General features: G+C 40.9%; 21 protein-coding genes. 12 read left to right on the forward strand and 9 right to left on the reverse strand.

Annotated features, from left to right (window positions below):
• The first annotated feature begins 64 nt into the window (after positions 1 to 64).
• The 3 genes from U2718_RS13580 to U2718_RS13590 all read left to right on the forward strand — a co-directional run bounded on the left by U2718_RS13580 (position 65) and on the right by U2718_RS13590 (position 3,704).
• Entirely contained in the window at positions 65 to 1,282 is a 1,218-nt protein-coding gene (locus U2718_RS13580) for a lipid-A-disaccharide synthase-related protein (RefSeq protein ID WP_342000372.1), read from the forward strand.
• Between the two features lie 179 nt (positions 1,283 to 1,461).
• On the forward strand, positions 1,462 to 3,198 hold the full coding sequence (locus U2718_RS13585) for an ABC transporter ATP-binding protein (RefSeq protein ID WP_342000374.1): 1,737 nt from the start codon (positions 1,462 to 1,464) through the stop codon (positions 3,196 to 3,198).
• A gap of 185 nt (positions 3,199 to 3,383) precedes the next feature.
• The gene (locus U2718_RS13590) at positions 3,384 to 3,704 is read left to right on the forward strand and encodes a hypothetical protein (RefSeq protein ID WP_342000376.1); all 321 of its coding nucleotides are present in this window, start codon (positions 3,384 to 3,386) and stop codon (positions 3,702 to 3,704) included.
• Between the two features lie 236 nt (positions 3,705 to 3,940).
• On the opposite strand, the gene U2718_RS13595 is transcribed toward U2718_RS13590, so the two are convergent.
• The 3 genes from U2718_RS13595 to U2718_RS13605 form a co-directional block, all read right to left on the reverse strand.
• A complete protein-coding gene (locus U2718_RS13595; RefSeq protein WP_342000377.1) occupies positions 3,941 to 4,369 on the reverse strand; it encodes an NUDIX hydrolase in 429 nt (142 codons plus the stop codon).
• 8 nt (positions 4,370 to 4,377) lie between these two features.
• Entirely contained in the window at positions 4,378 to 4,830 is a 453-nt protein-coding gene (locus tag U2718_RS13600) for a DUF3531 family protein (RefSeq protein ID WP_342000379.1), read from the reverse strand.
• Positions 4,831 to 5,014: 184 nt separating this feature from the next.
• On the reverse strand, positions 5,015 to 5,953 hold the full coding sequence (locus U2718_RS13605; RefSeq protein ID WP_342000382.1) for a Sll0314/Alr1548 family TPR repeat-containing protein: 939 nt from the start codon (positions 5,951 to 5,953) through the stop codon (positions 5,015 to 5,017).
• A 311-nt stretch (positions 5,954 to 6,264) separates the two neighbouring features.
• On the opposite strand from U2718_RS13605, the gene U2718_RS13610 reads away from it, so the two are divergent.
• From U2718_RS13610 to U2718_RS13635, 6 genes are all read left to right on the forward strand, one after another.
• Positions 6,265 to 6,948 (forward strand): energy-coupling factor ABC transporter ATP-binding protein, encoded by a 684-nt coding sequence (locus U2718_RS13610; RefSeq protein ID WP_342000384.1) that lies wholly within the window; start codon positions 6,265 to 6,267, stop codon positions 6,946 to 6,948.
• A gap of 99 nt (positions 6,949 to 7,047) precedes the next feature.
• Complete coding sequence (locus U2718_RS13615; protein ID WP_342000386.1) at positions 7,048 to 7,185, forward strand: hypothetical protein; 138 nt, start codon at positions 7,048 to 7,050, stop codon at positions 7,183 to 7,185.
• 110 nt (positions 7,186 to 7,295) lie between these two features.
• Complete coding sequence (locus tag U2718_RS13620) at positions 7,296 to 8,030, forward strand: phycocyanobilin:ferredoxin oxidoreductase (protein WP_342000388.1); 735 nt, start codon at positions 7,296 to 7,298, stop codon at positions 8,028 to 8,030.
• Between the two features lie 993 nt (positions 8,031 to 9,023).
• Positions 9,024 to 10,319, forward strand: a complete 1,296-nt coding sequence (locus tag U2718_RS13625) for an HlyD family efflux transporter periplasmic adaptor subunit (RefSeq protein WP_342000389.1) — start codon at positions 9,024 to 9,026, stop codon at positions 10,317 to 10,319.
• 85 nt (positions 10,320 to 10,404) lie between these two features.
• Positions 10,405 to 11,562 (forward strand): ABC transporter permease DevC, encoded by a 1,158-nt coding sequence (devC, locus tag U2718_RS13630; protein ID WP_342000391.1) that lies wholly within the window; start codon positions 10,405 to 10,407, stop codon positions 11,560 to 11,562.
• 252 nt (positions 11,563 to 11,814) lie between these two features.
• Positions 11,815 to 12,546 (forward strand): DevA family ABC transporter ATP-binding protein, encoded by a 732-nt coding sequence (locus U2718_RS13635; RefSeq protein ID WP_342000393.1) that lies wholly within the window; start codon positions 11,815 to 11,817, stop codon positions 12,544 to 12,546.
• Between the two features lie 89 nt (positions 12,547 to 12,635).
• Here the strand turns inward: U2718_RS13635 and U2718_RS13640 are convergent, their stop codons facing one another.
• Together U2718_RS13640 and U2718_RS13645 are read right to left on the reverse strand one after the other, a co-directional pair.
• Positions 12,636 to 13,412 (reverse strand): hypothetical protein, encoded by a 777-nt coding sequence (locus tag U2718_RS13640; RefSeq protein ID WP_342000395.1) that lies wholly within the window; start codon positions 13,410 to 13,412, stop codon positions 12,636 to 12,638.
• A gap of 394 nt (positions 13,413 to 13,806) precedes the next feature.
• Positions 13,807 to 14,640 (reverse strand): photosystem II manganese-stabilizing polypeptide, encoded by an 834-nt coding sequence (locus U2718_RS13645; protein WP_342000397.1) that lies wholly within the window; start codon positions 14,638 to 14,640, stop codon positions 13,807 to 13,809.
• 543 nt (positions 14,641 to 15,183) lie between these two features.
• Between U2718_RS13645 and U2718_RS13650 the strand changes: the two genes are divergently transcribed.
• The 3 genes from U2718_RS13650 to ftsZ all read left to right on the forward strand — a co-directional run bounded on the left by U2718_RS13650 (position 15,184) and on the right by ftsZ (position 19,800).
• Complete coding sequence (locus U2718_RS13650; RefSeq protein WP_342000399.1) at positions 15,184 to 15,522, forward strand: hypothetical protein; 339 nt, start codon at positions 15,184 to 15,186, stop codon at positions 15,520 to 15,522.
• Positions 15,523 to 16,609: 1,087 nt separating this feature from the next.
• Positions 16,610 to 17,455, forward strand: coding sequence for a cell division protein FtsQ/DivIB (locus U2718_RS13655; protein ID WP_342000401.1), 846 nt, complete (start codon positions 16,610 to 16,612; stop codon positions 17,453 to 17,455).
• A gap of 1,055 nt (positions 17,456 to 18,510) precedes the next feature.
• Positions 18,511 to 19,800 carry a cell division protein FtsZ gene (gene ftsZ / locus U2718_RS13660; protein WP_342000403.1) on the forward strand — a complete coding sequence of 430 codons (1,290 nt, stop codon included), beginning with the start codon at positions 18,511 to 18,513 and terminating at the stop codon, positions 19,798 to 19,800.
• Positions 19,801 to 20,508: 708 nt separating this feature from the next.
• Here ftsZ and gshB read toward each other — a convergent pair.
• The 4 genes from gshB to hflX form a co-directional block, all read right to left on the reverse strand.
• The gene (gene gshB / locus U2718_RS13665) at positions 20,509 to 21,489 is read right to left on the reverse strand and encodes a glutathione synthase (protein WP_342000405.1); all 981 of its coding nucleotides are present in this window, start codon (positions 21,487 to 21,489) and stop codon (positions 20,509 to 20,511) included.
• Between the two features lie 112 nt (positions 21,490 to 21,601).
• Positions 21,602 to 21,874 carry a glutaredoxin 3 gene (gene grxC, locus U2718_RS13670; protein ID WP_342000407.1) on the reverse strand — a complete coding sequence of 91 codons (273 nt, stop codon included), beginning with the start codon at positions 21,872 to 21,874 and terminating at the stop codon, positions 21,602 to 21,604.
• A gap of 171 nt (positions 21,875 to 22,045) precedes the next feature.
• On the reverse strand, positions 22,046 to 22,774 hold the full coding sequence (locus U2718_RS13675) for a hypothetical protein (RefSeq protein ID WP_342000409.1): 729 nt from the start codon (positions 22,772 to 22,774) through the stop codon (positions 22,046 to 22,048).
• Positions 22,775 to 23,026: 252 nt separating this feature from the next.
• Positions 23,027 to 24,772 carry a GTPase HflX gene (gene hflX / locus U2718_RS13680; protein WP_342000540.1) on the reverse strand — a complete coding sequence of 582 codons (1,746 nt, stop codon included), beginning with the start codon at positions 24,770 to 24,772 and terminating at the stop codon, positions 23,027 to 23,029.
• Positions 24,773 to 24,820 lie beyond the last annotated feature (48 nt).

A 24,820-nucleotide genomic window follows, 5' to 3' on the forward strand; every position in this document is an offset into this window, starting at 1 on the left:
AAGTCTCACAATAAAGCATTTTAAATTTAGCAACCATTTTTTCTTTTGCTATTCAAACTCCAAAATGCCTTCTTCTAAGCGAATCTTATTTATTAGTAACGGTCATGGAGAGGATAATCACACCTCTCATGTTATTCAAACTCTACGCCAATTGTCTCCGTCTGTTGACATGGCAGCAATGCCAATTGTGGGAGAAGGAAAAGCTTACCGCAGCTTGAACATTCCCATTATTGGCCCAACCCAAAGAATGCCCTCAGGGGGATTCTTCTATATGAGACGCCTCTATTTGCTCAAAGATTTTCAATCGGGTTTAATAGGGTTAACATGGCGGCAGTTACAAGCGGTATTGCAGTATGCTCCTAACTGCGATCTGATTATGGCTACTGGGGATGTCGTCTCTCAGACATTCGCTTACTTAACGAAACGCCCCTTTGTTTCTTTTATCTCTTGTCTTTCTGCCCTTTATGAAGGGCGGTTGCGTCTCAATCCGCTTCTGTGGCACGACCTCAATTCTTCTCGTTGTCTGGCAGTTGTAACCAGAGATTCTTATACAGCCCAAGATTTGAACAAACAAGGTTTAACTAAAGCTCAATTTGGTGGCATCCCTGCTTTAGATCGGCTTGTGCCTACTGGCAAAAACTTGTACCTAAAACCAGATATTCCCACGATCGCTCTCTTGCCAGGCTCGCGCATCCCAGAAGCCGTGCGAAATTTCTGTTTGCAGTTACAACTGGTGTTAGAAATTGCCAAGATCATGCCTGAGCCAGGAGTACAATTTCGGGCAGCTTTAGTACCAGATTTGATGGCACAACTAGACGATATTGCAAAAAGTCAAGGTTGGCAGCTAAATCAAGGCATACTCACTTATTCTCCTGTGGGAAGTTCTCCTGATGCACCACCGCTTGCAGAAGTTAGATGTTACTCAGATGCCTTCAGCGATATCGTCTGTGAATCTACCCTCGTCATTGGTATGGCAGGGTTGGCAGTGGATCTAGCGGTAGCGATCGGCAAACCTGTGATCCAAATTCCCGGCGAAGGGCCTCAATTCACTTATCAATTTGCAGAGGCACAAACACGGCTATTAGGCATTTCTGCCCAAACCATCGGTACCAAGCCCGCAACTCCTGAGATTCTCAAACAAGCGGCTCGACGAGTAGTCGAGACTTTACAAGATGCAGATTACCTTGCCAAGTGTCAAGAAAATGGCCGTGAACGATTTGGGTCGCCTGGTGCATCTGAGAGAATTGCCCGCCTTCTGCTAACTTATCTAGGAGAAACTTAGTAGAAATTGCTGCTCAACAGAGATATTGCACTATTCTCAATAACCGTAGGGTGGGCAATGCTCACAAGGTAAAAATAAGGGTTTGAGCCAATCAATAGTATTGCCCACTCTACAAAAATCTAAAAAACATAGTAAAAATTAATACTCAGTCTAGCGAATCTCAATCAAGTAAGGAGAAAATGAAAGTCCGCTCTAGCTACTGGCAATTGTTGCCTTATCTGTGGCCCCAATGGCCGCTGTTAGTTCGGGGAGTAGCTTGTATCTTGGGATACGTGCTGTTCACCTTATCACTGCCCTACCTAGCAGGTCAGGTCGCTTTTTTTATTGGTCAGGGGAATGTGAACCAGATTGCCTACTGGCTCGGACTAGCCACTCTGGTATTTTTGGTGCGGGGACTTTTTCAGTACGGGCAGAATATCTTTATGATCGACGCTGCTCTGGAAATGGCTTTAAACGTACGCAAGCGAGTCTACGCTCACCTGCACAAACTCGGATTGGATTACTTTGAAACGACACAAACAGGCGACCTTACTTATCGCTTGACTGAAGATGTTGATCGGGTAGGCGAGATTGTTGATAAGTTATCCCATCAGTTTCTTTCCAATATCTTGCAGCTAATTGCTATTCCCGCTTACATGCTCTATCTAAATTGGCCGCTCACACTTGCGGGTTTGATTTTGGCTCCCTTAATGGCTTGGTTAATTGGACAATTTGGTCAGCGATTACTCGTGTTATCTCGCCAAAGTCAAAATCAAGTATCCAATCTATCTGCGTTATTAACAGAAGTCTTTGGCGGCATTCGCGTTGTTCAGGCATTTGCAGCACAAGGTTACGAAGTGAAGCGATTCAATCGGGAAGCAGAACACAATCGCCTCGCTAAGTATCGCACTCAACAACTCAAAGCGATTCAGTTTCCGGTGGTAGGTTTTTTGGAAGCAGTCAGTATTATGCTGCTGTTTTTATTGGGAGGATGGCAGATTTCTCAAGGCAACCTCACAGGTCAAGAATTTATCAGCTTCTTAACTGCTGTAGCTTTACTGATTCAGCCCATTGACTTAACGATTAGCAATTACAACGAGTTTAAACAGACTGAAGCCTCTGTCGAACGCATATTTGAATTAATGGCCGAGCAGCCTAGTCTGAGTGAAAAATTGAATGCAAAAGAACTGCCGCGAGTCATGGGTAAGGTAGAGTATCGTCATGTCAGTTTTGCCTACAATTCCAGTCAGCCAGTCCTCAAGGATCTCTGCTTGCACGCTTCTCCTGGTGATGTTATCGCCTTGGTTGGTGCTTCTGGAGCAGGTAAATCGACTCTAATTAGCCTTTTACTTCGCTTCTACGACCCTCAGGCAGGTCAAATTTTGATTGATGATATTGACATTCGCGATGTGACAATAACTAGTTTGCGCCATCAAATTGGGATTGTTCCTCAGGATATTACCCTATTTTCAGGAACGATCGCCGAAAATATCGGTTACGGTCAAGAAGAATTAGATTTGGAAGCAATTCAGGAAGCGGCAAAGATTGCCAACGCTCACTCTTTTATCACCCAATTTTCCCAGGGCTACCATAGCTGGGTAGGCGAACGTGGAGTTAACTTATCTGGAGGACAACGCCAAAGATTAGCGATCGCCAGAGCAATTGTCAACGATCCTCGAATTCTGATCTTGGATGAGGCTACCTCTGCCCTAGATTCTGAATCAGAAGCATTAGTTCAAGAGGCACTTGAGCGAGTTATGCAAAACCGTACCGTGTTTATTATTGCTCATCGCCTGAGCAGCGTCCGTCGTGCTGACTGCATTCTCGTACTAGAACAAGGACAAGTGGTAGAATCTGGTACGCACGATTCCCTCCTTTCCCAGGGAGGACGGTATGCCCGTTTTTACGCTCAACAGTTCTACTCTACAAATGAGTAGTAGTCTATAAATCAATATGGTTCAGTTAACGGTAGCCGACACCTTAAAAGGTGTGTCTACACAGACAAAGCCTGCCTTTGCAGGCTTGGTTCGTGTAGCCTCAGGCTTTAGCCTGTAGGCTTAAGTAAACCGTATTAGTCTATTTGAACTGGCAAAAGCTTTATGCCCATGAATAATTTAATATTATGCCTCCAATAGATGTTCAATCGGGGTTAATAATTCTCATAACGATAATTACAGTATCTTTGTCTGGAGGAGCTTTGGCTGGAATAATTACTCTAACCTTCATAAGGAAAAATAATTTTTTTATCAATATATTTAGTCTATTAGCTGGGGCTATAGGAGGGTATGAAGCTATAGTAATACTCAATATTTTTCTTCTTAAAGATTCATGCAAAAATCTAGATGAAATTCTTAAATTAATTATTGATTTTCATAAAGATTTAACTGGATTTTTCATTCCGAGTATGTTTGGGGTAATAGGTGCAAGTATAGCTATTTTTTGATGAGAAAAGTATTTCACTGGCGTTCATAAATTACTGAACTATAGTGGAACCTTTTTCTGTATTTTTTTATAAAAGTAATTACATAGTGGACTGACACGACTAAAAGATGTAATAAATTGTTTTGTGGTGCGGGCATCCTACCCGCCTATGAGGACGGGCTAGAAGCCCATCCCACAAGAAAGCTGTAGTGCATCATTTTAGCCTTGCAACGCCACTACAATTTCTGCCTTATAAATTTATAGAAATTCAAAAATCTGCTCTGGCACTAACTTTAGTTCTCCCGATTTGAAGCGACTAATATCTACCCACAAAGCTGTTTTTTGTCGTTCACCTTCAGCAAATACTATATTTTCCAATTGATAAAAATTGGGGTCAACAAAATCGCATCCATAAAGTTGAATGATTTCGTGTCCAGGTTGACCATTATAAAGAAATATATTCTCCAAACAGCCTAAATAGCGAATATTAGTTAATTCTGCTTGAATTTCTTCTTGAAACTCTCGCTTGAGGGCTTCTAAACTGGTTTCACCAAAGTCTACACCACCGCCCAAGGCACGGTAAAAAGTTTGCTGTGTAAACTTATCGTAGCCTTGGGAGATGAAAAGGCGTTCGCCATCACGAATTAATCCCAAGGCTAAGACACGAATTTCTCCTGATTTACCCATTGCGATCGCTAGTTATCGTAGATAAACGAAGGACGACTTTCACTTTCCTCGACAGGCCAATCTGGGTTCTCGCCGCCGATGTAAACTTCATCAATAGTGACGTATTCTACACCCAATTGCTGAATAGCGTTAATCAGAATATCTAAAGCGATCGCATCAGAAGTTCCCAAGTCAAACCAGCAACGCGCCCATTCTCCTTGATATTCAAAATCACCCTTATTGTGCATCAGTGCTAGCAAGCTTCTGTCGTATCCTTCTGAATCATAATTCATGTAGCTAATATCTAATCCCGTCTCTTGTACCTGGAGATTTTCCGCATTAAATGCGCCTAATTTACCCAAGTAAAACCAAGAATCAAAAAGCTCTTCTACATACTCTCTTTCACGTGCAGAAGGTACAGTGCTGAATTTCAGCCAAATCCACAAATCAAAAGGATTAAATTCGCGAAACTGTATTTTCATTACTTTGACATCTCTAAGTAATTATTGCTCAAGACTAATTGTAGAAGAGCAAAGGGGAGTAAGGGAGTATAGGGGTGTAGGTAAAGTCAAGAGAATAAAATCCCTAAACCCTTACACTCTTATCCCCTTACACCCCCCTAATCTTTACCCTGTCACCTGTCCCCTGTCCCCTTTGCCCTCTCCCCTACCTTTGGGCTTTAGCAATATCTCTAACTGTAAGGCGGCGTTCGCGTTGAATTTGTTTCACCAAACCTGCTGGCAATTGAGCTTGTTTCGTCAGCGCTTTGTCAAAGTTATTTATCGCTTCCTGCATCATTTGTTGATTTTTATCTTTTTTCGCCATCCCCCGTTGAATTTGGGCTTTGAGATAATATAACTCAGGGTTGTCTGGGGTCATTTTCAAGGCACGCTCTGCATATTCGAGTGCGCGATCGTACCGTTTTAAATCTCGATAAGCAAGGGCAATACCTCGATCCACCAAATACTGAGGGCCAGCATTTTTTTCTAAACGTTCAATAGCTTGTTCTGGACTAGCAAATGGCAAATTTACAGCCAGCATCAAATCCATATACCCCTTGAGCAAATTCAGTTCTGCATCATTGGCAGCAACCGCTTCAGCTTGATCTAAATGTTTATAAATTTCCCGCAGTCTGCTTAAGGCTTTTGGTGCAGCACTAACTGTACCTTCGCGCTGCATAATAACTGCCCCTTCTAAAAAATGACCAACAGCAGTGTAAAGGTTTCCGCGTAAAGGATCGCTAGAAGTTAACTTTTGGGCGATTTCTAAAGTTTTCTTGCTGTATGTTTCTAATGAAGCCCAATCCTTATTGGTGTATGCTAATGATGCCTTCATTGCATAGGCTAAGGGTTCATTTGGTTCTTTAGATAGTGCCTGTTGTAGATAACTTTCGGCGGCTTTATAGTCACCTTTTTGGAAAATGGCGTTGAATGCTGCTTCAGTGTTGTTACCAATATTACGCGGTTCTTTGCTACGAAAAGGATCGGCAGCAACAGAGGGATTGCCCCAAACATTAAGAACTAGGGTTGCTGCAATAGCAACTTGGGCAAGCTTTGTCAACCTAGCAGGCACGGTTGCTTGCGCAGGGGGAAACCTTTTAATCATTGTTACGTTTCCTTCAGAAGAATTGCTGTTGAATTTGTTTAATGTGTTACTTAAAATGCAGAAAGTGAGTCAGGCTCGCTATTGTGTTAGGCTAAAATTTTATACTGTTTGACTGTGGTAATTTTTACAGGTTCCCATTCTCTTATAGCTATTATTTAAAGTTTCAACTCGCTGCAATGAGGCAGCAGTGTAATTCTAGCTGCTATATAGAAGATGTGAGCAGGGTATGCACCATAAAATTTTCGGGACTTTGCAACCGCTCGCAGTGTAGTTAATTAAGTAAGTCGCTGACTTTTTGGTACTTTTAGCAAATGCTCTATCTTAAAAATCTAATTTATCACCCCACAGCTTGCCCAACTTCAATTCTCAAATCTATTAATTTGAACTTAGCATCCCAACAGTTAGGTCTGATTATCGGGCCGAGTGGTTCTGGCAAAAGTACGTTACTAGAGATTTTGTCTGGGTTAGCCGAACCAACTTCTGGCTCTGTTTTCTGGCGCGAACAAAATCTAACTGCGGAAGAGCTACAACAATTAGCAGGACTAGTATTTCAATTCCCCGAACGCCATTTTTGTGGCGGTACGATTTTAGAAGAGTTGCGCTTGGGACATCCAGAATTGGGAACAGAGCGAGTTAGGCAAGCATTGCAAGAAGTGGGCTTAGAGCATTTATCGCTTTCGTCATCACCCCATGCTTTAAGTGGTGGTCAGCAACGACGTTTAGCTTTAGCCGTACAATTAATTCGCCAGCCAAATTTATTGTTGCTAGATGAACCTACAGCTGGCTTGGATTGGTCAATGCGTAGACAACTGGTAAATTTATTGGCGAAACTAAAACGAGATCGGACATTGCTGGTAGTAACCCATGATGCAGGAGATTTGTTAGCGATCGCAGACTATTGCTGGAGTATCAATCATGGCGAACTAGAAGCAATAGATCCATACACATTGGAAAAATTGGAAACCAATGTCCAAGAACCTCTGCCCGCAGCATGAGAAGAGGACAAAAAGACGCGGGGATGCGGGGACAAAAAGAGGAATAGACAACTAAACTCTAACTACTGTACGGGCAGGTTTAGAAGATAAATTATCCGTTTGAACGGCAAAATTATCAACAAAACCCGCACGCCAGTTGCTACAACGCGGGAAACCCGACGCCAGGTGACGCCAGGTGCTACAACGCGGGAAACCTGCAAGGGCGCACTGGCTCCCCTACTATCCACTAACAACTAACTACTAACTACTAACCACTTGGTTATTGTTTGGTTATGTTGCAAGCGACGTTAGCAAGCGCGTGGCGGGCTGTACACTGGCCACTAGATTAAGATTCCTTGATTATAAAGATGTTAACGATTAAGCCCTCACTACGCGAGCAACAACATCCTCTGATTCGTCAACTGGCTGATAGCATTGAAGCAGCTTGGCAACAGCACCTAGATTTGTCACCCTACAATTTGCCGGCAGATCTGGGGTATGTAGAAGGTAGGCTGGAAGGCGAGAAACTAACCATCGAAAATCGCTGCTATCAAACACCCCAATTTCGCAAATTGCATTTAGAACTAGCAAAAGTGGGAAATATGCTAGACATTCTGCACTGTGTGATGTTTCCCCGCCCAGAATACGATTTGCCGATGTTTGGTTGTGATTTAGTCGGAGGTAGAGGTCAAATTAGTGCAGCGATCGCGGATCTTTCACCAGTTAGTTCTGATCGCTCCTTACCAGAATCTTACATTTCTTTACTCTCAGAACTACCAACAGTCAATTTTTCCCAGCCGCGAGAATTACCTGAATGGGGACATATCTTTTCTGATTTTTGTGTCTTTGTCCGCCCGGCTTCGCTTGAAGAAGAAGCTATGTTTCTCAAACACGTGCAGGCATTTCTAGAGATTCACTGCCAAAATGCGATCGCCTCCACACCAGTTTCATCCGACAAAATGAGACAAATTATTGCTGGGCAACATAACTATTGCAGCAACCAGCAGCAAAATGACAAAACTCGTCGCGTTCTGGAAAAAGCTTTTGGTTCAGAATGGGCAGAAAATTATATGTCTACAGTTTTGTTTGATCTACCAAATTAAATAAGTAGACGGCAGAAGGAAAAAGGTTCTTTCTGTCTCTGTCTTGATGATGAATTTTACGTTTCATTCTGTCTACGTACTTGTTTCTCAAACTGCTTCCTTGAACAATAAATATAAATCCAGAGTATAAAGTGTGAAGTGTAAATTGTACAGTATGAACTAATTAAGTCATATTTTCACTTCAGTAAGCAGCATTTATATTTCATCCTTTATCCTCTCTTTTTCTTCCAAATTATTACCCATCATCTGTAGACTCTGTTACGTTTCCCAAAAAGTTATTAATGTAGAATTCATTTAACGAGAGTACAATGGAGTAAAACAATATAAGCAACCAGATGAGGAGATTGGAAGTACAGATCCAAAGAAAATCTGAGTAAGTGCAAGTAACTATCGATATCAGAAAACTCCACACTTAAAATTGACTTTCATTCAACTCCAATTAATTAAGTAGATGGTACTAAACCTATACAAACCTAGTAATTCAGCACAAATGCCCTCAAAGTCCACAGCATCTCTTCAATCAGCCAGGTGTGTCTAACGGGTACAAATTTTAGATTTTATATTTTGGCTTTTGCAATGAAAGAAACTGATAGCTTGATAGTGGTTATTACTTCTTTTGGAGTAGTTTTTTATGAACATTGTAATAAGTCAGTCTCAGTAAGCAGTAAATTTTGACAACAAACATAAGGTAGTTTAATTGACAAATAAAAGTGCTTCAAATAGCCTTTACCTCATTTGAAAGAGTTGTGAAAGCAGGATTTTTTGCATCTTTAATGAGCCTAAGCTATTGAATATTTATGAAATAAAAAACGCCATTGTGAAAACTGTGGCGTTGAATGTTCTGAAATCCTATGGTTTTCAACAATATACACTTTAAAGTTACTGTTATTTCTCCTTGACATTCAGTCGTTATTGGTAAAACTTTTTGACTAATTTAATGATGTTTAACTTGCTTTTTACTTTCGTTAGTAAACTTCAGACAACCAACACACCATGTCAAGGGCAAGAGAAGAGACAAGGTTAAACGAACAGCCCCAGGTTTTGTGGGCGATCGCTATAGTTCTACCGGTATCTGTTGCCGCTGGAGTGCTAACTATGGCTAAACTGGAGCAACTTCAAAAGCTCAACGAGCCTGTAACCAGCAAGCCTGTTGTGAATAGTATTCATGCAATGGGACGCTTAGAACCGCAAGGAGAAGTGATTAAGCTTTCTGCTCCAGCAGGAGTTCAGGGAGGCACACGAGTTGAGCAACTCTTTGTCAAAGAGGGAGAACGTGTTAAAAAAGGTCAAGTAATTGCTATTCTTGATAACTTTGCTACCAACACAGCAGTAGTAGAAGAAGCAAGAGCAAGACTCTTAGAAGCCAGAGCCAACTGGGCGCAAGTCAAAGCTGGTATGCCAAGGGACATTCAAGCTCAAAAAGCTGTGATTGCTCGCTTACAAGCTCAGTTACGCGGTGAAGCTGTTGCTCAACAAGCATTAATAAATCGTGTCGAAGCCGAATTGCGAGGGCAACAAGATGTTTTCAGAGCAACAGTGGCTCGCATCCAAGCTGAACAACGTAATGCCCTAGTTGATGCTCAACGCTACGAGTTTTTATACACAGAAGGTGCAATTTCTCAACAAGAACGCGACAGGAGACGTCTGAGTGCTACAACTACTACTCAACAATTAGCTGAAAGCCAAGCTAGCCGTAGACAGGTGATCGCTACTTTGCAACAGCAAGTTGCAGAAGCTAAAGTAAACCGGGACAAGACTATAGCCATTTTGCAACAACAAATCGACGAAGAAAGAACTAGATTGCAAAGAATTCAAGAAGTTAGTCCTAACAGTATGCAAATAGCACAAGCTCAGGTTGTGAATGCGATCGCAACTTTAAAAAAGGCTGAAGCACAGCTGCGGTTGAGCTATCTTAAAGCACCCATTGCCGGAGAAATTCTCAAAATTCACACCAAATCCGGAGAAACTATGAGTGTAGATGGCATTGCTGAGATCGGGCGAACAGATCAAATGATGGTTGTTGCGGAAGTTTCCGAAGACAGTATTGGTAAAGTGCGATTAGGTCAAGAAGTAACAATCACCAGTGACAATGGAGCTTTTAGCGGTGAATTGCAGGGAACTGTGGCAGAGATTGGTAGAAAAGTTGGCAAAAAAGACGTACTAAATACAGATCCAGCCGCAGATGTTGATGCCAGAGTCGTGGAAGTCAAAATTGCTTTATCTCCATCAGACAGTGCAAAGGTTGCAGGCTTAACTTATGCCAAGGTTGTTGTTGGTATCAAAATCTAAGTCACGACTTTTTCAAAAATCATTCGTGTCTAATTTAACTTGATAAATTTATAAATTTTTCTCAAAAACTTAGGAGATAAAGATAATGTTTGGCGGAAAACTTCCTCTAGCGTGGCTACAAATCAAACGTGAAAAAACACGTTTAGCTGTAGCTTTAGCAGGAATTGCCTTTGCCGATATTCTCATGTTTATGCAACTCGGTTTTCGAGATTCTTTGTATTACAGTAACGTTAGATTTCATAACAGCTTACAAGGTGATATAGTTCTGATTAGTCCTCAGTCTAGCGCTCTGCTATCGCTAAAACCTTTTTCCCAACGTCGGTTATATCGAGCTTTAGATTTACCAGCAGTACAATCGGTACATCCCATATATTTGGACTATACTAGTTGGAAAAATCCTGTTACGGGAATACCCCGTAATCTTCTTGTTGTTGGTATTAATCCAACAGCTAACATATTAAAAATACCTGGATTAGAGCAGAATTTAGATAATATAAAATTACCTGATGTAGTTTTATATGATAGAGCTTCTCGGCAAGAATATGGGCCAATTGTCGCTGACTTTACTCAAGGTAAAATTGTCACCGCAGAAGTTCAAAGAAGACTGATTAAAGTAGGAGGATTATTTACACTAGGTGCATCATTTGGTGCAGATGGAAACTTAATTACTAGTGATGTAAATTTTTTGAGAATCTTTCCCTTTCGGCAACAAGGATTAGTTAGTATTGGACTGATTAGATTAAAACCTGGAACAAATGTAGAAACAGTTGCTAAAGATTTGAGAAATTATTTACAATCAGATGTCAAGGTGTTAACTAAGCAAGAATTTATTGATCAAGAAAGGCAATTTTGGGCAAGCAGCACAGCAATAGGATTTATTTTCACTTTGGGGACAATCATGGGCTTTATCGTTGGAACTGTGATTGTTTATCAAATTCTCTATACCGAAGTAGCAGATCATCTAGTTGAGTACGCGACTCTCAAAGCTATCGGTTACGAACATAAATATTTTTTAGTTGTAATTTTACAAGAAGCCCTAATTTTGGCAATTTTAGGATATTTGCCAGGATTCGCTTTTGCACTATTTTTATATCAAAAGGCTAGAGAAGCAACTCTATTACCAGTTTTTATGAGTTTTGCACGAGCAATACAAGTACTAATTTTAACAATTATTATGTGTTTTATTTCTGGTGCAATTGCTGTCAGAAAACTACGTTCTGCCGACCCTGCGGATATTTTTTAAATGAATTATAAATCATGAAAAGCTCTATTATTAATCAAATTAATAATTTAAATTTTTATGAGATTAAGAACATCTAAATCTACTGTACGGCCAGGTTGGAACAAAAATCTTTATCATGATTATGAATACCTCTAAATAAACCACCTCTACTAATCACTGTCTGGGCGGGTTTAGAAGATAAATCCTTCGTTTGAACGGCAATATTATCAATAAAATCACTACCCACTAACTACTAACCACCAACTACTATCTATGAAAAAAGAACCTGTAATTTCCATTAAACATCTCAATCATTACTATGGTAAGGGTGCATTGAGAAGACAGATTTTATTTGATATAAATCTGGATATTTATTCAGGAGAAATTGTAATTATGACAGGACCATCAGGTTCAGGAAAGACAACTTTACTAAGCTTGATTGGTGGTTTAAGATCTGTACAAGAAGGTAGTTTAAAATTTCTAGGTGAAGAACTGTATAGAGCTAGTCAGGCCAAACTAGTTAGCCTGCGACGTAATATTGGTTATATTTTTCAAGCTCATAACTTATTAGAGTTTTTAACCGCTAGGCAAAACGTACAAATGGCGGTAGAACTAAATAAATATATTTCTCCACAAGAAGCTATTGCTAAAGCGGAAGCGATTTTGAGATCAGTTGGTTTGGGGCCACGGGTTAACTACTATCCTGACAGTCTTTCTGGCGGACAAAAGCAAAGAATTGCGATCGCTCGCGCTTTGGTAAATAATCCTCCATTGGTTTTAGCAGACGAACCGACAGCAGCTTTAGATAAACAATCAGGACGAGATGTTGTGGAAATAATGCAGCATCTTGCAAAAGAAAAGGGAACTTCTATCTTGTTGGTAACTCACGACAACCGAATTTTAGATATCGCTGATCGCATTGTAGAAATGGAAGATGGTATTTTAGTTCGTCAATCAAATAATACGATAGAAAGTTACGAGTCAAGAGTAAGAAAAAATAATTAATGAGTAGACATTGATTAGTACAGACGCGAAGAACCGAAGCGTCTGTACATTAGTAAGAGTTTGAGTCATTGTTTACATTGCAGCTTTTGCTATTTTAAAGAGTTTGGTTGACGGCTAGTGCGGAAAGTCACATTCACACCCTCATTCGATTGCTCTAGTACTAGCAGAGGAGTCGGTTTAGCTTTTTGATCCCAATGCATATAGGCAACTCTGCCTTGAATTGTCGGTTGCCAATTATCCTCCTCGTCTATAGGACTGAGGTAAGTTTCAATACAGTCTATAATTTGGCTAATTGTGGCAGAAGTAGGTTGGGTTGGTAACTTCATTAATCGGATTTGAACACGAAACAAAACTCGCTTCGTAATATTTGGTACATTGCCAGTCTCATACTCAACATCAAACATTTCATCCACCTGTCGTCCGGCATTACTGGCAATACCCACTACCCCTTGTTGAGCTTGATTGGGGCGCAGTGCTTGAGAAATTTTGTCTTTAATTTTGATTTTAATTTGATTAACAATAGCAAAATGAAATACCTCCTCTGACATCCGCATTCGCAGATAATCTAGGTTAAATTCCCGTGAGTTGATTAAATCAGGATTAGTCTCCATTTTGCGGATCGTTTCTAAAGCTAATTTAAACTTTTTCTCTATTTCCCGTGTCCGAAATTGTTCAAATTTAATTTTTTTCTTTAGCTTACTTATCTTGATATTGCCAAAGATGATCAAACCAATCACAAGCAAGGCTAAACCTCCACTAGTTGCTACCAATATTGGCGGCAATTGTAGTTCACTTGCGGCAACTTGCTGAGAAATATTTTTAGCCTTTGTTCCAGGATATTGGGCAATAAATTTAAAAGCTGACATGGTGAGTACATAAAAATACTTGGCTTCTGATTTTTAGGATGCCCAAATCTCCGATCTGTTTTTGCGGTATCACTGCTATTTTTACAGAGTTGTAGGTGGAGGGGACAGGGAACAAGAAGACAAGGAGAAGAATTTTTCTACAGTTTCACTCTCCCCTCCTCGAATTACCGAATGGCAATGTCCGAAACTAATACCAATTTAAAAAATGATTGCGACAGATGCATTCATCAAACCCAGACATAGAAGGCAATTTCCAATCAAATCGTATAAAAAACTACCCCTTGTCTTCCTTGCACGCAAAAGTTTGGAAGGAAAGATGAGGGGTAGGGAGCGATCACTCCTAAAGTGACAAATACAGTTTTGAGTGGCAGTAAGTTGCTGCACTCAAAGGAATTTAAGCACGAGCTGGTTCAACGCGAGCATAGAAAATGCCACGAACTTTGACTTCCTCTGGCTCGTCAGCACCTAAATCGGTATCAGAGGGCTGTTCGCTCTCAAAAGTACCTGCAATCTCACCAGTACCACTATCTACTTTGGCTATGGAAAGAGAAATCTTGCCTTCGAGCACATCAGCACGCTTAACATTGGCGCGAAGGAGTTCTTCTTCATCAGATTGGGCAGGAAGAGCCACAGCGTTGTCATAACCACTGGCAACACCACGTCCTTTGGGATCGAGGAAAGTAGCACCACGATAGGAAGGTACTCTGAAAGAGCCTTCAAAATCAGTGGAAGTATTAATGCTAGTCATACCAGGTTGTGATTGAGCAACCAAACCTTTGACTGTAAACAAGAAAGGCACCATTTCACCACCAGGTAGCTTGACGGTAGCAGCCTGGAAGTCAAAACCATCTTTTTCCACGAAGGTGAGGCTACCGTCTGAGTTCACTTTCAGATCACCTTGAATCTGATCGAGTGAGTAGGTTTTACGAGTCAATAGTTTGCCAGCAATATATTGTGGTTTTTGCCGTTTATTAGTAGGTTCTCCTTTTACAAAGAATTGGGTTGGTTCTAAACAAAGTTCTTTTATGATGTAAGACTGTCCGGCATCAATGGGAATGGAGCCGCGACTTGTTTCTGTTAGTTGAGGGCACTTGTTAGCCAAGCCAGTGCCTTTGATTTGGTCGTAAGTAAGTAAATCTGTACTACCAGCAGCAGGGCCTTCACTACAAGCAGTTAGTACTCCCAAGCACAAAGCCAAGAGTGCAACAATTACAGCGCGAAACCTCATGGTCAACCTCAATGTCAAAAATGAATATCTAATGGTTTTCGTTTGGGCGTATGAATGAGTACGCCCCAGCACACCAGGACGCGAACATATACCTCAAAGGAGGATACAAGCATAGACTTGCGAATGCTTTCCTGAAGCTGAGAACAGCTATAATTGCCGTTGCTGCAACTTTTTTGGACAGCTTCCAGATGTCCGTAAGTGCTGCTAATAGGTTTACCTTTGTGGTATAACCTTTGTCGTTATGCGTGACGTATGTGTCGCCACTATATACAACCCATTTTGTTATGGGGAGATCAGCCAGATCATACGATTTTTTTTAACTCAAAATCAAAGCGCTCTAATATTTGTCAAGAATGCTGGGATCGCATTGAGCTAATTAATAACTCTACCAAACATAATCCACTCTTGCTCATCAATCGGAGTAATGGGCTGTAGGTACAAATGCGGTTTTAGTCTGCTTTGACAAAAATAGGTTCAATGGTGAACAAAAGAAAGTAAAAAATCTTCGGTAAATTTATTTAGTCCTGATTTACATAAGGTGGCATGAAAAACGGCAGAATTTTTGAGCCAGAGAAATTATTTGGCAAGCTGCAAGATATTGCAACGGAAGTACATAATGCAGTGCTATTTTGTCAAGGGGATACTATAGCTCTTTTAGCTTTACTGCGGCAGTTAGAACAACTACACCGAGAGATTCGGGATGGAGCTTTTCAAGAAAGTTTACCTAACAATCGTCAGGCACTTTACTCACTGTTAAAGGATATTGAGTCTGAAGGTGGATGGCCCTATATCGAGCGAATGAAGCTGCAAGAATTTTTAACAAATTTGCCACAAGAAGTAGCCCAACAAGAGGAGTGGGGAAGCGACAGAATCAGCGAATAGTATAGTTTTTCTCATCTTTACTTTTTAATTTCGCGCTGGGTGGTAACACCATCACAAAGTATGCGATCGCGCTGTTCGATAATTGGGGTTGTGCTAAAAATTATTACTTACCTAGTTGCAACCACGTACTAGCAAGCTATTAAAAACAGGTAACTCTCAACAGAGAAATAAATATTTTCATTCTCTCTGTGGACAGTTACTTGTAAATGTCTAGTTAGGAATCTATGTGAGGAAAAATGTTGCAAATCTCATGTTACTCATCTAGTTAAAAGTACTTTTATATACATAAATTTTAATCAAGGCACGCAATCGTCAAAATAGTTTGTTGCAAAAAATACTCATTTTTTAAGTTAATTACCATAGGTTAAGTCTCGTACTGAGTCAAACAATGTATCATTTGACTAAATACAGTATATTTATATTTGATCTACTGCTTGGAATTTTATCAATCGCAAGCCTATGACTTCATTTTCAGTTTTAAGTGTAAGCTCAACAAAAACAACATTTTAGGTTGCTATTGCTACAAAAGTAGCTAAAAATGTATAATGACGTCTCGTTAAGTCATTTTTTTGATATAAAAGTAACTATTTTAAAAATCAAGTTGTATTATGAACTTTTATAAACCGATATAAATCTTTTATTGTAGAGCCGTAAATACAACATATAATATCTTGTTGTAATTTATACTTAGTAAGTTTCTACTAAGTGTTTTGTCGTGGTTAGCACTTACTTGACAAATTTTAAATCAGAGTATAATTGTGTCGCACTTCCTAAATTTTGCCTGTTAGAGGGTAGTCGTCATCATCGCATCTGATTTGTCAATACTTGAGGTACAGCCGTTCTGTGGAACGATGGCTATCGCCCCACAGCAATGAGGCTAAATTCAATTTAGAATAAACGCCGCAAACTTGAATAGTAAAGAATCTCAGTACCACAATCCTTGTTTGGTTGCTGTAAAGTGTTACTACATCAAAACAAATCTTGAGAAAGACATCTCTACCCTCAGCAGACAGGTTTGCTGCGATTACTGAATGACAGGAGCATAAGAACAATTTGGAATTTGGAATAAAGTGTGTAAGAGGTTTGAATGGCTGGTATAGTATCAGTTTCTCGTAAAGTTCTAGCCGGGCGACGTAAGAAGTTACGTCAAAAGCGACAGGCGAAAATTTTTCAAGCTATTTGGAGAACTCTCGCCGTTACGGGTTTAGCAAGTAGTTTGCTGTGGGTAACGCTTCAACCAATTTGGGTTCTCAAAAATTCCAACGACATAGTAATTTCAGGCAATCAATTACTTTCGGATGAGGCTGTAGAGTCTTTTTTGAAGCTCTCTTATCCTCAGTCTTTGTGGCGAATCCAACCATCTCGAATTGCATCTTCATTGCAGCAGCAACCGACTATTGCACAAGCGATCGTAAGTCGTCGTCTTTTTCCTCCCGGATTAGTAGTGCAAATTCACGAAAGAATACCTGTGGCAGTTGCTCAAGTGCATCGAGAACAGGCAAAAAGTACTAATGACAACAAAAAAGTATCTGTGAGTTTACTAGATGCCCATGGAGTAGTCATGCCTCTAGAACAATTTACTTCACTCAATTCCACAGTGAAAGTACCATCTTTAAAAGTAATTGGATCGCCAGAACACTACCGTCCTTACTGGGCTGAACTATATCTAGCTATAAGTCAATCTGCTGTAAAAGTAATAGAGATTGACTGGCAAGATCCAACAAATTTAATTTTGAAAACAGAAATAGGTAAGGTACATTTCGGTGTTCCTAGTTCCCGATTACCTGAACAAATCAAATTACTAGCTCAGATGCGCCATTTACCCTTACAACTCAGTCCCAATCAAATAGATTATATAGATCTGAAAAATCCAGATCATCCAATAGTACAAATGAACCAAAAGCCAAGAAAAATTAATTCCAGGACTCCCTAAAAACATTTGTATTTTTAATGTAAAAAAGACTTCTAATTAATAAAGAAGTTTTATGCTGATAAATATTATTTATTAATTTTGCTTGTATAGGACTCCATGCAATAATCAGCACCAACTTCTAATTAGAATAGTGAAGAATCATCACAAAACATCTCTACTTTTACAAAGAAAGCTCTTGTTGTTTATGCCCCAATACCTGATTAAAAGGTGCAAACTTTACGCGGTTGTTCAATTTATCTAGAGAACCTACAGGAGTATTTCAGGTATGTGTTTAGCTAAGTTTGGGTGTAAATAAAGCAAATCAAACCTCAATTAATCGGGTGATAAATACCAAATCGAATTAGTTTTTTTGTTTATTTAGTTGAAGGGTAGGTAAAAATAAAAAAAAATTGTATTTTTGAGTTGCTATCCCCCTCATTGAGGAATCCAATTGAACATATTATTAAGACAGGCAAGATGTACCTTGGCGTGTCTGAGCAAGTAATATATATTTACAAGTAATATAAGTAGTTATTACGTACTGAAATACTTTTTACTGTGAAAAGTGTATAAAGAGAAACGAAAATATTACGGGTAAAGTTTAAAAGCAATCACAAGCAATAAATAATTACTTTGTAATAGCTCTTAGTTTAGTGAATTTCTCATACTTTATACAAAAAACACTAGTAGTTATTGTGAGTAAAGAAAAAAACAAAATTAACAACTGTAAAATTAATAGGCCGTGTAAATTACCAGTAGCAACAAGGAGATGTTATTGGAATTACCAAAGGCATACCGAGCAAAATCAGCAAAAAAGCAGTGAAGATATTAATAGCCGACGGAAGTTATACAGGTCAATTTCAGGTAAATATGGGTATACTTCTCTAGAATTCGCTAGGCAAACAGGTGCCTTGCTCATTGATCTCATAGTAAATTTTCGCGCCTCCAATCCTGAAAGGGTTGGAATTAGTGAGAACAAGAAAGAACAATGCTACAGATTGTGGCAGCGTCAAACTATAGTTGACTCTTAGGTGAATAACACCTTAAAAAGTCGTTTATCTACCTTTGTGAATCCAATGACACTTGATAATATCCAAGGGCTTACCTATAGAAACTCTCAGTCTCCAGGACAGTCTGCTTTCTCGCTGGCAGTAAACTCTGCTAATCCCTTTAATCACTCAGGGTTGAACTTTGGGCAAAACAACGACAGCAAGAAGATTCCTAACGAGGATACTCGAATCGGTGACATTGTTCCAGGCCGGGTTGCCAACATCAAAGTGATTGGTGTTGGTGGTGGTGGTAGCAATGCCGTTAACCGCATGATCGCTTCTGATGTATCTGGGGTAGAATTTTGGTCAATTAACACCGATGCCCAAGCTTTAACTCTGGCAGCAGCTCCAAGTCGCTTACAAATTGGGCAGAAACTCACGCGTGGTTTGGGAGCAGGTGGCAATCCTGCTATCGGTCAAAAGGCTGCTGAGGAGTCGCGCGACGAGATTGCAACGGCTTTAGAAGGTGCAGACTTAGTTTTTATCACTGCTGGCATGGGGGGTGGAACTGGAACTGGTGCAGCACCAATTGTGGCGGAAGTAGCGAAAGAAATGGGCGCTCTCACTGTTGGTGTGGTAACACGTCCATTTATTTTTGAAGGACGTCGTCGCACTAGTCAGGCAGAGCAAGGTATTGAAGGGCTGAAAAGTCGTGTAGATACATTGATTATTATCCCTAACAACAAGCTTTTAGAAGTGATCCCAGAACAAACACCGATGCAGGAGGCTTTTCGTTACGCAGATGATGTGCTACGGCAAGGTGTACAAGGCATATCTGATATCATTACGATCCCCGGTTTAATCAACGTTGACTTTGCAGATGTACGAGCAGTGATGGCAGATGCGGGATCGGCTCTGATGGGGATCGGAATTGGTTCTGGAAAATCGAGAGCGAGAGAAGCAGCGATCGCTGCTATTTCTTCACCATTGCTTGAAAGTTCAATTGAGGGAGCCAGAGGCGTCGTCTTTAATATTACTGGTGGTAGTGACTTGACTCTTCACGAGGTAAACGCAGCAGCAGAAACTATCTATGAAGTCGTTGATCCAAACGCCAATATTATCTTTGGAGCAGTGATTGACGATAGGCTTCAAGGCGAAGTTAGACTTACTGTCATTGCTACTGGATTTACAGGCGAAGTACAAACAGCCCAACAACCAAACGTCACCCAAAACCGGGTAGTACAACCCCCACAATCAAGACGCCCAATGCCACAACCTCCAGCAGCTAATCCTCCTACCCAAGTTCCGGAGCCGAAAGAAAAATCGATATTGGATATTCCTGACTTCCTACGAAATCGACGACCACCACGCAATTAAGCTGTTAATAACTGCTTGTTTGATAGCTTATAGCCATTCTATTAAAATATCATTTTTTTACCAGGGGCAGGGATAAGCTACTTAGTGCCATCCCTTAGTTGTCAATCACTGGCAAAACTCATCTCTACCACAAACATACCAAAATTACTTGGACAAAGAGTTTTGACAATAAAGTTTCTCTTCTAGCCCCATGATCACTTGTCTGAGTAGGGGAAATTTACCCAACTATGAAGGCGAGATTCCTACATGTACATAGTCTATATTTTCAACGATGCCTGTATATGGTTGGAATCGGCACAGTTCTTAATCCGAATAGACATTCATTTTGTCATCTTTAAGGACTAAGTCATTTCCTACCAGATCGGGCGAAATTGCAGTGTTTGTTGACGCTGTAACTTTCAATCTGTTGTTAATGATTAACTATTGCTGGGTCAAAAGAAATTACGTAGATCTAACCCTAGCAAAACAAAGCCCACTTTTAGCAAAGTAGCTAAGGTGAACATGATTGTAATTTTGTGTCAAGGATTAAATAAAGAAGGCTGACCGTAGAAAACCAGGAAGTCAATCGACTATGAGTTGATAGTAATTTTCTGGTCAGCAATTTAGAGCAGCTAACTGATAGAGTTTGCGCAGGTAAGTTTTAGTTTTATACGTAAATTGTTATCCATACGCAAAGAATGGCAAGCAAGAATCAAATATAAATTATTTTTATTTTCTATTTTGACTGTGTAGAGCCTGCTCAATCCATTTAATCACTTCATGACCAAGACGAGTGCCATCTAGCCGATCAATTTCGCGCACTCCTGTAGGACTTGTAACGTTAACTTCGGTTAGATAGCCACCAATAACGTCGATTCCGACAAAAATTAAGCCATCTTGACGTAAAGTTGCGGCTAATTCCAAGCAAATCTCATGTTCTTTTTGAGTAATGACGGTTTTGGCGACTGTGCCACCAGTTGCCATGTTGTTGCGAAATTCACCAGCAGCTGAAAGACGGTTAACAGCACCAATCGGTTCGCCATTGAGTAGAATTATTCGCTTGTCTCCGGCTTTGGCATCTGGTATAAATTCTTGCACCATGACAGGCACACGACCTTGGAGGGTGCTAAGTTCGATGATAGAGTTGAAGTTGCGATCGCTCGGTTGCAAAATTAAAATTCCTTCGCCAGCTTTGTTACCCAGGGGTTTGAGAACCGCTGTCCCTTTGGCTTCCACAAATTGCCGAATAATTTGCTTATCTGCGGTAACAATAGTTTCTGGAATTACTTTACTAAACTGAAGGGCATACATTTTTTCGTTTGCCGCTCGAATCCCACTGGGATTATTAATTACCAGAGTTTTGTTTTGATCTATGTAGTCCAAAATATAAGTGGCATAGAGGTAGGGAACTGTAACTGGTGGATCTGTCCGCATAAATACGGCATCCATTGTTTCCAGACAAAGAAATGTGCGATCGCTCAACTTGTACCAAGGTTTTGCCGCCACCCAGCGTCCCTCCACCAGGTTTATAGGCACAAGCTCCACACGTTCTAAGACTGCCCAAGCTTTACCTTCTACTACACTTAATGAGTTAACTTGGGCAATCCAAACTTCATGTCCCATAATGTGCGCTGCTTCCATTAAGGCAACGCTGGTATCATGGCATGGATCAAGAGTAGAGATGGGATCGATAATAAAAGCGAGTTTCACACTTTCTGCCTCAATTGCCAGCAACTTCCAAAGTCACTTTTAATTATCCCTTGATGATTTAGCTTCTTGGCGATCGCTTTTGCAGAAAAACCCGATCAAAACTCTGGCAATTCTAAACGCTATTGCTAGGAGCAAGTAACTGATCCAGCTTGCCTTGAGCATCTAAAGCATAAATATCGTCACAGCCACCTACATGACGATCATTGATAAATATTTGTGGTAGAGAACGCCTTCCATTTGCCCTTTGAGCCATTTTATTCCGTGCCGCCTCGTTTCCATCAATCCCATATTCGATGAATTCAACTCCTTTTTTCTTCAACAAGCTTTTGGCACGGATACAAAACGGGCAAGTACTCCAAGTGTAAATTTCTACTTTAGCAGCCATAACTTCCTCAACTGAGCGTAATAATTCTTAATTTTAGAATGTTATTACTGGCTGTGGGTACTGGCGAGCAGCCCCCAGCCCCTATCAGCGGTTCTAAAAAAATAGACTTAAAAGTGCTGATACACTTCTAAGCCTCTGTGATTATGGTCAATAAAAATTGAATAGTGTTGTTTAAGTCTGAGAAATAAACTGTTTGTTTTTCTTGATCAGTTGCCAAGCACCTACGGCAGCAAATAAACCGAGAGCAACGGTTGTACTATGTTCGGGTACCTTCTTAGGAGGCGGTGGAGGAGGAGTGTAGTAAGGAGCCGTGCCTTTAAGCTTGCTACTTCCTTCACGACTATTTCCAGAGCCTACACTCATCAAACGCACTCCAAAATTTTGCTCAGAAAACTGAGCCAGAGTTAAAGCTTTTGAAATGTGAGATAAGGTAAAAGTGGTTGATTGAATGTCGCCTTTATTTCCCCCTATACCTTCCTTACCTATTTCTACTCCAGCATCAAAAAAATTCTTCTGGTTACCATTGCCGTTAAGGTTATTGCTACTACTGCCAACAGAGGTAACTGTCCCAGCAGGGCCAAATTTGCTGGCTGTTACATCTGTTCCAACGACTTGCATACCGCTTAGGAGCGAGTCGTCCAATATGTTGAAGAAAATTCCACGTATGTCAGCAATAGTGTTGCTGCCAGTCGCTAGATAATCTACTTTAAATTGAACCTTACCAGAACCTGCTATTTGATCGTCTAAGGTAAACTTCACTCTAGTATCAGAACCAGTGAAGTCATCGATAGTAAAAGACAGAGAAGCGGCGTTAGCAGGAGCAAAGATCGCGGCAGCTAATACAACGGTAGTAGCAGCCAAAAAGGATGGTACTGCCGACATTGAAAAGAAATGTTTCATGTTAATTCAGCACTTATAAAACAGATGGTGAGACTCAACAAGTCAAAAAGAGAATGTGATAAATTGCTACCCGATTGATGTTAAAAGTACCCGATGAATGAGTCTTATCCAATCCTAAGTACTGATATAGAAGTTGTCTATAATACAGTTTTATATTCAAAAACACTTTTTTTTTGGCTTCATAATATTAAAAAACTCAGTATTACTACTGAGTAGTTAAATTGAGAAATAGAATGAATATTGTTAATTTATTTACCTGTAGTCTACAGCATACTGAACTAGTTGACCTAAGCGCTGACGCAAAGTTTCTAAACCCAAACGTTGACGCGCAGAAAGAAACACCCCTAAGGGAAATTCTTCTCGTGCTTGAGCGAGGGTATCGCTATCTACTTGGTCAATTTTATTAAAAGCGACAACTGCGGGGCCTGGTGTTACCGGCATTTGCGCCAAAATTTCCCTGACAGAGCGAATGTGACTTAACCATGCTGGATGAGATAAATCCACTAAATGCAGTAGGGCATCAGCTTCTGTAACTTCCTCTAAAGTGGCGCGGAAGGCATCCATGAGAGATACAGGTAGCTCGTGGATGAACCCGACTGTGTCTGTTACCAGAATTTCTTGGGGTTCTTCAGTTACTGCGTGGGGAACCACTAAGCGGCGCGTGGTTGGATCGAGGGTAGCAAACAGCTGATCAGCTGTGTAAACCTCGGCGTTAGTTAGAGCATTTAGCAAAGTAGACTTGCCAGCATTGGTATAACCAACGATCGCCACTGAGGGAATTTCTCGATGTTGTCGCCGTTGGCGTAACCGATCTCGATGGGCTTGGAGTTGGTTGACTTCTTGCTGTAGGCGGGAAATACGACGTCCAATGGCACGTCGTTCGGTTTCTAGTTTAGTTTCACCAGGGCCACGAGTACCAATACCACCACCAAGTCGTGACATTGCCTGACCTCTACCAGCCAGTCGTGGCAGCATATATTCCAACTGTGCCAGTTCTACTTGCAGCTTACCTGCACGGGATTGAGCGCGTTGGGCAAAGATATCTAAAATTACTTCGGTGCGATCAACTACCCGGATACCAATTTGAGTTTCTAAATTGCGGGCTTGGGAAGGTGAAAGATCGCGATCAAAGACAACAAGATTAGCTCCCAAAGTTTGGGCGGTGAGGGCAATTTCTTGCACTTTTCCTTCCCCGACTACAGTTTGGGGATGAATGCGCGATCGCTTCTGCCAGAGAGTCTGCAACACCTCTCCGCCAGCAGTGTCTACTAATCGTGCCAATTCTGCTAAAGTGTCTTGGAATTGTTGGGCGCTCATGTCATCAGTCATTACCCCGATAATTACTACGCGATCGCGATCGCTACTTACTTCTTGGGCAACAAACTCTCGCTGAAATTCCTCTTCCAGCCCTTCCACCATTTCGATAAAATCCTGTTGTGTCAGCACATCCAAACTCATAGGTGGTGACACACTCCAGCTAGGCGATTGGACTTTGCTCGCCTCTAGCTTGGCAGAAGCTGGGCTGGTGATCAGAGCGCGAGATTCTTGAGGTATGAGGTGTGCCAAAAAAGCTTCTTTGACGTAACCTGTTACTCCACCACCCCGTTTTTGAAATCCTGTTCCCGTAACATTAAGCACAACCAGAGCATCAAGACGCTGTAGTGCCATCGCTGTCAGTGCTGCTTCACTGGGTGAATCTGGCTTGAGTTGAGTGGCGATACAACGGATACCGCTAAGTCTTTCTGCACCGTAACGGGGCAATTCTAGTGGTGGGATTTGCGTTTGACGCACAGTGCCTACCCCAACACGGATTACTTGTCCGCGACGATTGAGGTAGGCACATACAGGCTGATTGATTTCAGTACTGATTGCTGCCAAACGCTGGGCAAACTCAGGCGTTGTGATGCGATCGCCCGGAATGCGCTGGTGATACAGCCGCTGTAGTTGCTTAAGCTGGCTAGACTTTAAACCCTGAAGATTACCGAAGATAGTCTCGATAAGCGTCTTTTACCAGTAAACTGGTTCCTCGAATCCTACTTCTTATAT

It is taken from the genome of Chlorogloeopsis sp. ULAP02 (assembly GCF_038404745.2).
GTDB lineage: Bacteria > Cyanobacteriota > Cyanobacteriia > Cyanobacteriales > Nostocaceae > Chlorogloeopsis.